Annotated in this window: 11 protein-coding genes and 1 tRNA gene; 9 read left to right on the forward strand and 3 right to left on the reverse strand. The window is 63.1% G+C overall.

What is annotated here, in order from left to right; translation table 11 throughout:
- Positions 1-152 precede the first annotated feature (152 nt).
- Entirely contained in the window at positions 153-614 is a 462-nt protein-coding gene (locus NLY42_RS10875; RefSeq protein ID WP_023754166.1) for a L,D-transpeptidase, read from the forward strand.
- A 163-nt stretch (positions 615-777) separates the two neighbouring features.
- Here NLY42_RS10875 and NLY42_RS10880 read toward each other — a convergent pair whose 3' ends face one another.
- Both NLY42_RS10880 and NLY42_RS10885 read right to left on the reverse strand, forming a co-directional pair.
- Positions 778-3,861, reverse strand: coding sequence for an efflux RND transporter permease subunit (locus tag NLY42_RS10880; RefSeq protein ID WP_023754167.1), 3,084 nt, complete (start codon positions 3,859-3,861; stop codon positions 778-780).
- Positions 3,858-5,162, reverse strand: coding sequence for an efflux RND transporter periplasmic adaptor subunit (locus NLY42_RS10885; protein ID WP_023754168.1), 1,305 nt, complete (start codon positions 5,160-5,162; stop codon positions 3,858-3,860). The genes NLY42_RS10880 and NLY42_RS10885 overlap by 4 nt, the downstream gene beginning before the upstream one ends.
- Positions 5,163-5,311: 149 nt before the next feature.
- Between NLY42_RS10885 and NLY42_RS10890 the strand changes: the two genes are divergently transcribed.
- The 8 genes from NLY42_RS10890 (at position 5,312) to NLY42_RS10925 (ending at position 12,990) form a co-directional block, all read left to right on the forward strand.
- A complete protein-coding gene (locus tag NLY42_RS10890) occupies positions 5,312-5,848 on the forward strand; it encodes a TetR/AcrR family transcriptional regulator (RefSeq protein ID WP_023670057.1) in 537 nt (178 codons plus the stop codon).
- A 348-nt stretch (positions 5,849-6,196) separates the two neighbouring features.
- Positions 6,197-6,985: a 3-hydroxybutyrate dehydrogenase gene (locus NLY42_RS10895; protein ID WP_023670056.1), complete on the forward strand. Its 789-nt coding sequence runs from the start codon at positions 6,197-6,199 to the stop codon at positions 6,983-6,985.
- Positions 6,986-7,125: 140 nt separating this feature from the next.
- A complete protein-coding gene (locus NLY42_RS10900; RefSeq protein WP_023670055.1) occupies positions 7,126-7,944 on the forward strand; it encodes a chromate resistance protein ChrB domain-containing protein in 819 nt (272 codons plus the stop codon).
- Positions 7,941-9,332, forward strand: coding sequence for a chromate efflux transporter (gene chrA / locus NLY42_RS10905; protein WP_023754169.1), 1,392 nt, complete (start codon positions 7,941-7,943; stop codon positions 9,330-9,332). The genes NLY42_RS10900 and chrA overlap by 4 nt, the downstream gene beginning before the upstream one ends.
- A gap of 292 nt (positions 9,333-9,624) precedes the next feature.
- Complete coding sequence (locus NLY42_RS10910; RefSeq protein WP_245271314.1) at positions 9,625-10,560, forward strand: methyltransferase; 936 nt, start codon at positions 9,625-9,627, stop codon at positions 10,558-10,560.
- 379 nt (positions 10,561-10,939) lie between these two features.
- The gene (locus tag NLY42_RS10915; protein WP_348528091.1) at positions 10,940-12,145 is read left to right on the forward strand and encodes a pilus assembly protein TadG-related protein; all 1,206 of its coding nucleotides are present in this window, start codon (positions 10,940-10,942) and stop codon (positions 12,143-12,145) included.
- Positions 12,146-12,212: 67 nt separating this feature from the next.
- The gene (locus NLY42_RS10920) at positions 12,213-12,590 is read left to right on the forward strand and encodes a pilus assembly protein (protein ID WP_245262859.1); all 378 of its coding nucleotides are present in this window, start codon (positions 12,213-12,215) and stop codon (positions 12,588-12,590) included.
- 58 nt (positions 12,591-12,648) lie between these two features.
- A complete protein-coding gene (locus NLY42_RS10925) occupies positions 12,649-12,990 on the forward strand; it encodes a TadE/TadG family type IV pilus assembly protein (RefSeq protein WP_023685375.1) in 342 nt (113 codons plus the stop codon).
- 267 nt (positions 12,991-13,257) lie between these two features.
- Here NLY42_RS10925 and NLY42_RS10930 read toward each other — a convergent pair.
- A tRNA-Arg gene (locus tag NLY42_RS10930) sits at positions 13,258-13,334 on the reverse strand.
- Positions 13,335-13,369 lie beyond the last annotated feature (35 nt).

The following is a 13,369-nucleotide window of genomic DNA, read 5'->3' on the forward strand; positions in this document are numbered from 1 at the left end:
GGCGGGAGCACGCTCCTTGTCCACCTTGCTTGTTAGCCCGAGGAAACAGATTCGAAACACAAACGAGCGTCAAGCGAAATCAGTCTGAAACATGACGCAGGGATAAGCGGCCATCGAATTGACGCCGGCCGGGCCGGCAAAGGGGAGCCATCATGTACAAGGCCATTTCCGCCAAACTCATCAACGTCACCGCCGCCGCTGCCGGCGCCGCGCTTCTGCTTGGCGCCGCCAACAGCACCGCCCATGCCGCGGCAAACCAGATCGTCGCGCGTGTTTCGCTGTCGCAGCAGACCATGGAAGTGCTGGTCGACGGCCGGCCGACTTTCGCCTGGAAGGTCTCGACCGGCGACAGTGCGCATGTCACGCCGACCGGCTCGTTCAAGCCGACCCGCATGCACGAGATGTGGCATTCGAAGAAATACGACAACGCGCCGATGCCGCATTCGGTCTTCTTCAGCGGCGGCTACGCCGTGCATGCGACCAACGCCATCAAGCGGCTGGGACGGCCGGCGTCGCATGGCTGCGTGCGGCTGCATCCCGACAATGCCGCCGACTTCTACCAGTTGGTCGAAACCTTCGGCCCGACCAACACCAGCATCGTCATCGTCAAGTAGCAGACTGCGTTTGGAGCGATGGTGCAGCGCAGCCGGACAGGTCATGCCACACCGCAAGTTCCCGCCTTGGAGCTCCATCGGGGCTTCGCGGTAAATCAATCCAGTCAAAAAGAGGCCGGGATTTTCCGGCCTCTTTTCGTTTGTTCGCTGACGCCGTTCGCGCTCAGTCCGCGTGCACCGGCATCAGCTTCGGGTCTGGCTTTTCCGCGTGGTGCGGCAGGTCCTTGCTGGCGATGAAGGTGTAGAACATCGGCACCACGAACAGGGTGAACATGGTTCCGACCAGGATGCCGGTGAAGATCACGAGGCCCATCGAATAGCGCGCCGCCGCACCAGCACCACTGGACACGATCAGCGGCACGACGCCGAGCGCCATCGCCGCTGTCGTCATCAGAATCGGCCGCAAGCGCACCTTGGCCGAGGCGACGATCGCATCGCGCCGCCTCATGCCATGCAACTCGCGCTGCTGGTTGGCGAACTCGACCAGAAGAATGCCGTGCTTGGTGATCAGACCTATCAGTGTGATCAGGCCGACCTGCGTGTAGATATTGAGCGTTCCAAGCCCCAGATTGAGCGGCACGATGGCGCCAAAGATCGACAGTGGCACCGCCATCATGATGATCAGCGGGTCGCGGAAGCTTTCGAACTGCGCCGCCAGCACCAGATAGATGACGATTACGGCGGCTGCGAACGCGATAAGGATCGTGTTGCCCTGCTCCTTCTCCTGCCGGGACTGGCCGGAATAATCGATGAAGAAGGTATCGGGCAGGCTCTCCTTGGCAAGGTTCTCCAGGGTCTGCAGCCCGTCGCCCGTGGTGACGCCGGGAAGCGGCAGCGCTGATATCGTCGCCGAGTTCAGCTGGTTGAACTGCTCGATCGCGGCCGGCGCGGCGTTGGTCGAAATCTTCACTACCGCTGAAAGCGGCACCATTTCGCCGGTCACGCTACGCACGAAATATTCGCCGAGCTTCTCGGGATTGTCGCGGAATTCCTTCGGCACCTGCGGGATGATGTCGTAGCTGTTGGAGTCGCGGTCGAACTGAGCCACTTCGGCGCCGCCGACCAGCAGCGTCAGCGTCTGGCCGATGTCGGCGATCGGCAGGTTGAGAGCCGCCGCGCGGTCGCGGTCGATGGTCACCGTCACCTGCGGAGCGTCAAAGGACATCGAGTTTTGCACGACGATGAAGCGGCCGGAGGCCTGCGCCTTGTTCTTAATCTGCTCGGCCGCCTCGTAGACCTCGGCGGAACCACCGGTCGAGCGCACCACCATGGAGATCGGCAGGCCGCCGCCGGAGCCCGGCAGCGTCGGCGGCGCGAAGACGAAGGCCTCAACGCCGGCCACCTTGCCGAGGCGTCCCTGGATATCGGCTTGAAGCTCCTTTGAGTTGCGCTGGCGCTCGGCCCAATCCTTGAAGGCGAAGCCGACAAAGGCGCCGTTGGTGGCGCCGCCAAAGGCAACGGCGGAGAATTGCGCCCTGGTTTCGGGAATGTCCTTCACCAGGCCGAGGATCTGGTTGACGTAGGTCTCGGTGTAGTCCGAGGTCGCGTAGCGCGGTGCCGTCACGATCGACAACAGGAAGCCCTGGTCCTCTTCCGGCGCCAGCTCGCTCGAGGTCTTGGTGAACATGAAGCCGGTGAGCGCAACCAGCGCCACGACCATCAGCAGCGTCACCGGTCGATTTCTCAAGGAGGCGGTGACCGCCCGCTCATAGACATGCTCGACACGGCTGAAGGTTCCGTCGACGACGCGCTGGAAGCGACTGTGCGATCCCGTCTTGAGCAGACGCGCTGCCATCATCGGCGTGATGGTGACGGCTATGACGCCGGACAGCACCACCGAACCGGCGAGCGTCACCGCGAACTCGCGGAACAGCGCGCCGGTCAGGCCGCCGGTGAAGGCCAGCGGCGCGAACACGGCGGCGAGCGTGATGGTCATGGCCACGATGGCGGAGAAAATCTCGCGCATGCCGTTGAAGGCCGCCTGCATCGGCGACATGTGGTCCTCCTCCATGTGGCGATGGATGTTCTCCACCACCACGATAGCGTCGTCGACGACAAGGCCGATGGCCAGCACCATGGCCAGCAGCGACAGAAGGTTGATCGAATAGCCGACCGCAAACAAAAGGAAGCAGACTCCGACCAGCGACAGCGGGATGGTCACGATCGGCATCATCACCGAGCGGAATGAGCCGAGGAACAACAGGATGACCACGACGACGATGGCGACGGCTTCGGCGATGGTCTTGAACACTTCATCGATCGAGGCGCTGATCTGTTCGGTGGAATCGTAGACGATTTCGATGGTCATGCCTTTCGGCAGCGTCTCTTGAATCAAAGGCACGATCTTGTGGATCGCCTCCGCCGTTGTCAGCGGGTTGGCGGCCGGCGTCGGGAAGATGGCGAGGAAGGTGCCGGGCTTGCCATTGAAGCTCACCCTCGTGTCGGTGCTCTCGGCGGCAAGCTCGACTCGCGCCACGTCGCGCAAGCGCACCACCTGGCCGTCCGTCGAGCGCAGCGGAAGCTCGGCAAAGGCCTCAGGCGTCTGCAGCGTCGAGCGAACCGTGATCGAGGAGACGACATATTCGTTCTCGGTGTTGCCGGGCGCCGACAGGAAGTTGGAGTTGTTGATCGCCGCCAGCACTTCGGCGGCGGTGACGCCACGCGCAGCAAGCTTGACCGGGTCGATCCAGACCCGCATCGAATATTCCTCGGCGCCGAAGATCTGCACGTCGGCGACACCTTCGACCGTCGACATGCGCGGCCGCACCACCCGCTCGATATATTCGGTGAGCTGCTCCTTGCTCATGTTCGGATTCTGCATCGAGATGTACATCATCGCGAACTCTTGGCCGGTGCCCTTGACGATGACCGGGTCCTTGGATGCATCCGGCAAGGTGCCGCGTACGCCCTGCACTTTCGACAGGACCTCGGTGAGCGCGACATCCGGATTGGAGCCGAGCTTCATCTGGACGACCACGGTGCTCGAAGACGGCCGGCTGGACGAGGTGACGTAGTCGATGTTCTCGGTCGAGGCGACGGCCCGCGCGATCGGGGCGGAGATGAAGCCCTGGATCAGGTCGGCGCTGGCGCCGGGATAGGCGGTGGTGATGGTGATCGCCGTCTCGTCAACCTTGGGATACTGCCGGATCGACAGGTTGAAGATGCCCTGGAAACCCAGGAGCAGGATCATGCAGGCGAGGACGGTGGAGAGGACCGGCCGGCGAATGAAGATGTCGGAAAAGTTCATTTCTGAGCCTGCTGGTTAGCCGACTTGCTGGGGTCAATGGTGTTGTCGACAGCGACGGACATGCCGTTGAAGAGACGGTTCTGACCGGCGGTGACGACCTCGTCACCGGCCTTGATGCCCTCGATGATCTCGACCATGCCGTCGTTGCGGCGGCCGGGCTTCACGAACACCTGCGACAGCACGAGCGCCGGCTTTTCCGGTTCTGCCGCGGGCTTCGCGGGGTCGACAGCCGGCTTGTCCGCGGGCTTCGCCGCGGCGTCTTCGGCAGCCGGTTTCGCGCCGGCCGGCTTTGCATCTGCCGCCGGCTTTGCTGCGTCGGCCCCTGCAGCAGGCTTTTCCTCGGGTTTCGCGGCTGGGGCGCCTTCCGCCGGCTTCGCCGGAACGACGACGAAGACGAAGTCGCCATAGAGGCTCGACGTCAATGCCGTCTGCGGCAAGGACAGAATGTTTTTCTCCTGCGGCAGCTCGACGCGAACCTGGACGAACTGGCCGGGCGTCAGCTTGCCGTCAGGGTTGGCGACCTCGCCGCGGACGGACACCAGGCGGCTTGAAGCGTCGATCTTGGGATCGATGCCGCGAATGGAGCCGGCAAACGGCATGTCGGCGCCGCCGCCGGTGCCGCCGAGGCCGAGCCGCACCGCCTGGCCTATGTTGAGCAGCGGCAGCTGCTGTTCGGGTACCGAGAAATCGACCCGCATGGTGTCCAGATCCTGCAAGGTCACCACTGCGTTGCCGGGCGAGAGATATTGGCCGAGGTCGATCTTGGGGATGCCCACGGTGCCGGCGAACGGCGCCGTCAGCTGCTTCTGATCAAGCACGGCCTGCAGCTTGTTGACCTGCGCGGCGGAGGCCGATGCAGCGGCTTGAGCGGTGTCGAGCGTGGCATCCGTTCCGACGCCGCGCCGCTGCAGTTCCAGCGCGCGTTCGAGCGCCGTCTTGTCGGACACGGACTGCGCCTTGGCCGCGACGAGATCCGCGCGTTCGACGGCATCGTCGAGCTGCAGCAGGACCGAATCGACAGGCACCTTCTGGTTGGCGTGGAAAAGGATGTCCTTGACGATGCCGCTGGTCTCGACGGTAAGGTCGACACCGCGCACGGCGCGTACCGTGCCGATCGCCTCGACGCCCGGCGTCCAGTCGGAAGGCTTGACGACAACCGTCGATACGGTCGTCGCCGGCGGCTTCATGGTGGCGAAATACTGTTTGATAGCGTTGTCGCGGAACAGGTTGAAGCCGACAACGCCGACGCACACCAAAGCGAGCAGAAGCAGAATTGCGGTGATAGAGATGAAGCGCTTCACGAACTGTCCCCTCGGCCGGTGTCCGGCAAAATAGCCGAATAGCGGGACACTTATCGACGCCAGGTCCCGATTACAAATGACGGCGAACTTACTGTACCGTCTGGACGGTCTTGTCAATTCCGCCTAGGCTGGTGCGGGGGAAGGGATCGATGAAGACCCAAAGGGCAAATTCGCGCGACAAGATACTCGCCGCCGCCGCCGATGTCGCACGCGAGACCGGTCCCGGCAGCCTGTCGCTTGACGCCGTCGCCAGCCGCGCCGGCGTGTCGAAAGGCGGCCTGTTATATAACTTTCCGACCAAGGCCAAACTGATGCAGGGCCTGGTGGAGAATTACCTGCGCGCGTTCGAGCTGGCGCTGGAATCGGGCCGTGTCGCCGGCGCCAGCGGCGAGAGCCTGCTCGCCACCTATATCCGGCTCTCGGCGGATGATTGTGAGGAGCCGAAGCCGACGGCTTCGTGGATATTCTCGGCGATCGCCGAGGATCCGGATTTCCTGACGCCGATAAAAGCCTTCAAGTCACAGCTGCTGCAGCGGCTGAAGAGCGAGACGCCGGACCTCAAGACGCTGCTGGTCTGCTTTCTGGCCATCGAAGGGCTGCGCAGCATGAACCTCTTCGATTCCGACGTGCTGTCCGCCGACGAACGCCACTTGCTGGTATCGGCCCTACTGGAGATTGCGGGATAGCTTAGGGCGTCGCGGTCGAAGAAGCGATACGGGCCGGGCGGAAAGGACGGTTAGTGAGCGGCATGGCATAGGCACGCATCACGACATCGGCGATTTCAAGCTACAGCCCCCCTGATTCGTTGGATCGATGCTTCAGGAATGACTGCGCGAATGCGCGGCCGACTATGTTGCGCCGCACCATAACACTGCCGTGCCAGCCTTGACGTGTCAGCCTTGAGACGGCGCTCGGCGAGGCCGGCAAAGCGCGTTTTAGGGCTGTGATGGCGCCGGCATATGGTTATGGCATTGTCATGTTGCGGCGCACAAACTATGTGCCTTTGTAGTCCTCCTAACAGTCGCGAGATCTCCATGGGTTCCCTTTCTTCGAAGAATGCGCTCGTCACCGGATCGACCAGCGGCATTGGCCTGGCCATTGCCCGCGCCCTTGCCGCCGAGGGCTCCAACGTCACGATCAACGGCCTTGGCGAAGCCGCGGCGATCGAACAGGAGCGCGCCGGCATCGAGAAGGATTTCGGCGTCCAGTGCCGCTACTCCGGCGCCAACATGATGGACGGCGCAGCGGTGACCGCCATGGTGCGCGAAGCCGAGCAGGCCTTAGGCAGCCTCGACATTCTGGTCAACAATGCCGGGATACAGCATGTCGCGCCAATCGAGGAGTTTCCCGACGACAAGTGGGAAGCCATCATCCGCATCAATCTGCTTGCCGCCTTTTACGCGATCAAGGCCGTGGTGCCCGGCATGAAGGCGCGCAAATGGGGCCGCATCATCAACACCGCGTCGGCGCATGCACTGGTCGCCTCGCCGTTCAAGTCGGCTTACGTCTCGGCCAAGCACGGCATAGCGGGTCTGACCAAGACGGTAGCGCTGGAAGTCGCGCAGGACGGCATCACCGTCAACGCCATCGCGCCCGGCTATGTCTGGACGTCACTGGTCGAAAGGCAGATCCCCGACACGATGAAGGCGCGCGGCATGACCGAGGAACAGGTCAAGCGCGACGTGCTCCTGGCGGCACAGCCGACGAAGCAATTCGTCACCGTGGAGGAGCTCGCCGCGCTGACGCTGTTTCTGTGCTCGGACTCGGCCAGGCAGATTACCGGCACGACTTTGCCGATGGATGGCGGCTGGACGGCGCAGTAGGCGCGGTCCCCCGGCGCCGCTCTTTCCTTGACAAAGACGAAGGATCAATCCAGCATTGTGGCAAGGGGTTCCTTCGCGACGACCCCGTGAGGCGTCAGCCCAATGATCGCGTCCAAACTCTCACTCTGGAGGTGGACGCCATGCCGTCAACAACCGCAATCACCGTAGCGCAGCTTTCCCGCCTTGTCGGTCTGTCCGACGCGCCTGTTCTTGTCGATGTCCGCATCGACGAAGACTACGACGCCGATCCGCGGCTGCTTCCGGCCTCGTGCCGGCGCGACTTCAAGTCTGTTTCGAGCTGGGCGGCCGAGTTCACGGGGGCTCATGCTGTCGTCATCTGCCAGAAGGGGCTGAAGCTCTCGCAAGGCGTTGCCGCATGGCTGCGCCATGAGGGCATTGCTGCCGAATCCCTTGAAGGCGGCTTCGAGGCGTGGCAGGCGGCCAAGGGACTTCTGGTCAAGGCCGACAAGATACCGCCCCGCGACGACAAGGGCCGCACGGTCTGGGTGACGCGTGCCCGCCCCAAGGTCGACCGCATCGCCTGTCCCTGGCTGATCCGCCGCTTCGTCGATCCCTCGGCGGTGTTCCTGTTTGTCGAGCCGTCTGAAGTGCTGGCGGCCGCCGATCGGTTTGGGGCGGTTGCCTTCGACATCGACGACGTGTTCTGGAGCCATCGCGGCGAGCGCTGCACCTTCGACACGATGATCGAAGAGTTCGGGTTGCGGTCCGAAGCGCTCGATCGCCTTGCGCTGATCGTGCGTGCAGCCGATACGGCGCGCCTCGATCTCGTACCGCAGGCGGCCGGGTTCCTCGCTGCATCGCTCGGGCTGTCGCGCATGTTCCGCGACGATCTCGAACAGCTTGATGCCGGCATGCTGCTCTACGATGCGTTCTTCAGATGGTGCCGCGATGCCACTGACGAAACCCACAATTGGCCCAGCGCGGGCAAAGCGCCATGAGCGCCCTCGCCGCGGACGACGATGCACAGGCTACCGAGGCTCCGGTCGTCCCGACCTTCCGCCAAGCCGCGAAACTGTGGGCAAGGATCGGCCTGCTCTCCTTCGGCGGGCCGGCCGGACAGATCGCGCTGATGCACAAGGAATTGGTCGAGGATCGCCGCTGGATCGGCGAGCAGCGGTTCCTGCATGCGCTCAACTACTGCATGCTTCTGCCAGGCCCCGAGGCACAGCAGCTCGCCATCTATATCGGCTGGCTGCTGCACCGGACCGCCGGCGGCCTCGTCGCCGGCATCCTGTTCGTGCTGCCCGGTGCGTTTGTCATGCTGGGCCTCAGCATCTTCTACGTGCTTTACAATGATGCGCCTGTCATCGAGGCGCTGTTTTTCGGCATCAAGGCGGCGGTGCTGGCCGTCGTCGTCGAGGCGGTCCTCCGCATCGGCAAACGGGCGCTCAAGAACCGGGTGATGGTGGCGATCGCGGTGGCCGCGTTCCTTGCCATTTATGTCATCAGGCTGCCGTTTCCGCTGATCATCCTGGTTGCAGGGCTGACCGGCTGGATCGGCAACCGCTTGGCACCGGCGCGTTTTTCCGGAGCCGCACGCGGCAAGGACAATTTGCCCGATGTCAGGGGCGCCGTCGACGTCATGTTCGAACGCGGCGACCTCGCTCACACCAAGCCGACGAAATGGCACGCGCCGCGCACCATCGCGATCTGGCTGCCGATCTGGCTCGGGCCGGTCGTACTGATCCTGGCGCTGACCGGCCCTGCCAGTGTTTGGGCACAGCTTGGCGGCTTCTTCAGCCTGATGGCGGTGGTCACATTCGGCGGCGCCTACGCTGCGCTCTCCTATGTCGCGCAGGCAGCGGTGACCTCGTTCGGCTGGCTGGCGCCGGGTGAAATGGTCGATGGGCTTGGTCTGGCCGAGACGACGCCGGGACCATTGATCCTGGTGCTGCAGTTCGTCGGCTTCGTCGCCGCCTATCGTCACGCCGGTGCGATGGGACCGCTTGTGGCCGGATCGCTCGGCGCATTGCTGACGCTCTGGGTGACGTTCGTGCCGTGCTTCTTCTGGATCTTTCTGGGTGCCCCCTACATCGAGGCGCTGCGCGGCAACAAGGCGCTGTCGGCGGCGCTGAGTGCGATCACGGCGGCTGTCGTCGGCGTGGTGATGAACCTTGCGCTGTGGTTCGCACTGCATGTCGTCTTCGGCGCGGTGCACCGCGTTGGCCTGGGCACGGAGGTGCCGGTGCTGTCGTCGCTGGACTGGCGTGCCGCGTTGCTGGCGGCAGCCGCCATGGTCGCCATGCTGAAACTGAGGATCGGCATGCTGCCGACATTGGCCGGCTCGGCGCTGGCCGGACTGGCGCTGCTGGCCTTGCCTGCGTAGCGTTCGAAGGCGCGGCCAGCCATTATCACAGCCGGATTTTTGAGGTATGCCGGGGCGGCGCACAACGGTCGCGGGCGCTGGTAGGATCAGCGCCAGCCCCGGAGATACGCTTTACGTCGAACCCGATACCGCCAAGCTGAACCTGTTCGACGCGGAGAGCGGGGGAGCGCTGGTAAACTGATTTGACGAGGTTGGCCAAGCTGCTTCAAAGTCGATCCTGGATCGCACAACGGGATGTGACATGGTGGATTCCGATCGGATCGACAAGCTGATCGCAGGGGTGCCCCCTGCCTTGGCGCTTCGTGCCGGGCTGGACCTTGGCATCTTCACCCGGCTCGGCGGCGATGCTGCGACTGCCGACAGCCTTGGGGCAGCGCTCAAAGTCGAGCCCGCTCGTCTGTCGCGGCTCCTCTACGCGCTCGCCAGCATCGGTCTCCTCGAGGTCGAGGATGGTCAGTTTCGCAACGGAGCCGAATCGTCGGAGTTTCTCGACGCGTCCAAGCCGACCTATCGCGGCGGCGATCATGTGCTGCTGCGCGAACTCTGGGGAGCCGACCTTTTGACCGCAGAGTCGCTGCGGCAAAACCGGCCGGCCGCGCTGCATGACTTTTCCGAAGCGGGGCCAGAATCCGCAGCGGCCTTCAGCCGCATGCTCGCACCGGGAGGGGTGATTTTCGGCCGGAATCTGGCCCGTGAGCTGGACCTCTCGGCGGTCCGTTCGGTGATCGACATCGGCGGCGGCGCCGGGACCATTCTGGTCGGACTTCGCGAGCGATGGCCGCATATTGCGGCGACTTTGATGGAACTCCCGACGGTCGCAGCGGTCGCACCAGCGATCCTGTCGGAATACGGTGCCGGCGATGTGGTTGTCGAAGAAGGCGACATAACGGTCGCGCCATCGACCGGCCGGCATGACTTGGCAATCCTGAAGGCCGTCGTCCAGGTCCTGCCGCCGGACCAGGCGCGCAGTTCGATCCTGAACGCGGCGCGTTGCCTCACCCAAGGAGGCGAGATCGCAATTGCGGGGTGGGGTGTCGTCGATGACGACCGTCTCGGCCCGCCTGAGGGTGTCTTTCTCAATCTCACCTTCCTGAACCTTTACCGCGCAGGCGAATCGTACACGGAAGGTCAGTATCGCGGGTGGATGGCCGAGGCTGGGTTCCGGGATATCTCCAGGTCGCAGCTGACCGACGGCACCACGTTGTTTCGTGGGCGCCTCACGGACTGATTGTGGCTGGAGTGGTTGGTTTCGGGCGTGTGTGGCCCTCAGAGCCAGCCCCGGACGGATTGCACAAAGTTCCTGAGGCGGCGTGAGCCGATCTTTCCCCTTACCGGCAGCGCGGTGTCCCCTGTCTTCTCGATAGCTTCTTCGCAGAGGGGGCATTTAAATGTCACTTGGTCGACAACAAAGTTCGGGATAGCGGCATATTTCGCATTCGTCGATTGGGGCGGAACCTCCGACAGGATGTTGCGCGGTCGCTGCAACTTGCGCCTAGCTAGCCCGTTCGACTACGTCGAATCGGAATGGAGTTTTTAGACATTCGTTTATCTATTCGTGGTTTCTAATACATATGGCATCCAACGCGTTCACCCGGATTTGGTTTGCTTTGAGCCGCCTAAGGCGCGCCACGAACGGTAACGTTGCCGTCATCGTTGCCTTCACCTTGCCGGTCGTGGTTGGCGGCGCCGGCCTCGGTGTGGAGACATCCTTCTGGTATTACAGCAGCCTCAAGCTGCAGGCCGTTGCCGATGCCGCGGCCTATGCCGGCGCGCTCGAGAAAGTCGCGGGTTCCGATAACCCGACCATCATCGCCGCCGCCACGCAGTCCGCGACCTCGAACAATTTTGCCACGCCGGGCACGATCCAGGTCAACACGCCGCCATTGTCCGGCCCGAACACCGCGAAGAAGGCAGTGGAGGTCATCGTCAAGCAGAACATCGACCGCTACTTCACGGCGATTTTCAACCAGGCGCCCGTTGCCGAACAGGCAAGGGCGGTGGCGCTGATCAATGACGCCTCCAAAGCTTGTGTGCTGGCGCTCAGTCCCTCGGCCTCCCAGGCTGCGCTCTTTTCCGGCAACACCACCGTCAACCTCACCGGCTGTTCGGTCATGTCGGACTCGATTGCCTCGGACGCCATAAAGACGCAGGGCTCGGCGGTGCTCAAGGCCGACTGCCTGATCACGGTCGGCGGCATGGTGCTGAACAATCCAGCGACCACGGTCTGCAAGTCCAACATCACCCGAGCCTTGCCGGCAGCCGATCCTTTCTCCGGCTTGGCGACGCCGACAGCAGGCAACCCTTGCAAGAATGTCAACGGCAACAAGACGTCGCAAACACTCCAGCCTGGCACCTACTGTAGCGGCATGAGCCTCAGCGGCAACGTCACCCTGCAGCCCGGCGTCTACGTCGTGCAGGGCGGTATGAAGGTCAACGCCAACGCGGTCGTCGCCGGCAGCGGGGTAACCATCTTCATGGCAGGCAGCAACACCGTCAGCATGAACGGCAACGCCAAGGTGACGCTGAGCGCGCCTACCTCCGGAGCCTATTCCGGCGTGCTGTTCTACGGCGACAGGACCGGGACCGCGGCGCAGAGCACCTTCAACGGCACCGCGGCCTCGCTTTTGACCGGCGCCATCTATTTCCCCAGGCAGCAGGTCAACTACCTTGGCAACTTCTCCGGGAACGGCGGCTGCACTCAGGTCGTCGCCGACACCATCCAGTGGTCCGGCAGTACGACCATCAAGCAGGACTGCACCAGCCTCGGGATGAAGAACATTCCGGCGACGCAATCCGTTCAGCTCGTCGAGTAGCGGGATGGGTGGGCGGACTTTGCGCATTGTCCTGGACAAATCCGGGATAGCTGCCGTCGAGTTTTCCATGTTGCTGCCCATCCTGTGCCTCGTCTGCCTCGGCATCGCCGACGGCTGGTCCTACGTAACGAGTTACCTGCAGATGCGCGCGGGCGTCAAAACCGCGGCCAATCTCGTAATGGCCGGCGCGTCCAATGACACCGGAACGCAGGCGGTCGCGCTTTCGAGCTGGAACGACAAGCCCGAGGACGCCGCGGTCGTACTGGTCCGCTCCTATTTGTGCGGCGCCACGGTCGTGGATGCGACCACCATTTGCGGCGGAACGAAGCTGCCGACCGTCTTCGTCCAGATAACGGCGACGGGCACCTGGGTGCCCCCGTTTAACTTCGGTGTCTTCCCGGACCCGCGCGCGATCAGTCATCAGCAGGTGATCCGTGTCCGCTGAAAGGATCGGATCCAGGTGGCGCCGTGACTGCTCCGGCGCAGCCGGGCTGGAATTCGCCTTGATCGCGCCTTTCCTGGTGATGCTTTTGTTCGGAATCTTCGCCTTCGGCTGGGCCATGAATGCCGTGTCGACCGTCCGCTATACACTGGAAACCTCTTCCCGGGCGCTGCAGCTGAACAACACGCTTTCGCAGAGCGACATCCAGGCCATCGCCACGCAGAAATTGGTGAACCTGGGTCTGAAGAACGTCATTGTGACGATCGCGACCGACCCTGCCAGCGGCGGTTTCAAGATGGCGCATCTGACCGCCAGCTATGCCTTCGTCATCGCTTTCCCGTATTTCGACCAGTATCCGATAAATTACGCCACGACCGTCACGGTGCCCCTGGTTGCTAGCTAGGCGTACGACCGGCTTCGTTGAGTTGGCGGCGCCGAACTCAGACCGTAACGGATCGACTGGGAACCATCGCTCGATCTGGAATTGGTCGATTCTCTTCGCCGCTGTAGATGCTTAAAGCTCGCTCCTGAGACCTCAGGGATGGACTTTTTCTATGGAACTAAAGTCGGGCTGCTTGCTTGGTCGCGTCCGTGAAAATCACCGAAGACCAGTCCATCAGTGCTGCAACATGCCGACAGGCTATCTCAGTCACCAAGCCTTTGATCTTGCTGGTGATCCCGACAGGAATCGAACCTGTGACCTACAGATTAGGAATCTGCCGCTCTATCCTACTGAGCTACGGGACCACGCGGCCCGACACATAGCCGCTTCCGATCGTTTC

Origin of the sequence: Mesorhizobium sp. C372A (assembly GCF_030323245.1) — a bacterium.
Taxonomy (GTDB): domain Bacteria; phylum Pseudomonadota; class Alphaproteobacteria; order Rhizobiales; family Rhizobiaceae; genus Mesorhizobium.

What these genes read in the sequence shown, in the direction of transcription:
- NLY42_RS10875 (WP_023754166.1), top strand. Translation starts at nt 153, where the DNA reads ATGTACAAGGCCATTTCCGCCAAACTCATCAACGTCACCGCCGCCGCT.
- NLY42_RS10880 (WP_023754167.1), bottom strand. Translation starts at nt 3,861, where the DNA reads ATGAACTTTTCCGACATCTTCATTCGCCGGCCGGTCCTCTCCACCGTC.
- NLY42_RS10890 (WP_023670057.1), top strand. Translation starts at nt 5,312, where the DNA reads ATGAAGACCCAAAGGGCAAATTCGCGCGACAAGATACTCGCCGCCGCC.
- NLY42_RS10895 (WP_023670056.1), top strand. Translation starts at nt 6,197, where the DNA reads ATGGGTTCCCTTTCTTCGAAGAATGCGCTCGTCACCGGATCGACCAGC.
- NLY42_RS10900 (WP_023670055.1), top strand. Translation starts at nt 7,126, where the DNA reads ATGCCGTCAACAACCGCAATCACCGTAGCGCAGCTTTCCCGCCTTGTC.
- chrA (WP_023754169.1), top strand. Translation starts at nt 7,941, where the DNA reads ATGAGCGCCCTCGCCGCGGACGACGATGCACAGGCTACCGAGGCTCCG.
- NLY42_RS10920 (WP_245262859.1), top strand. Translation starts at nt 12,213, where the DNA reads ATGTTGCTGCCCATCCTGTGCCTCGTCTGCCTCGGCATCGCCGACGGC.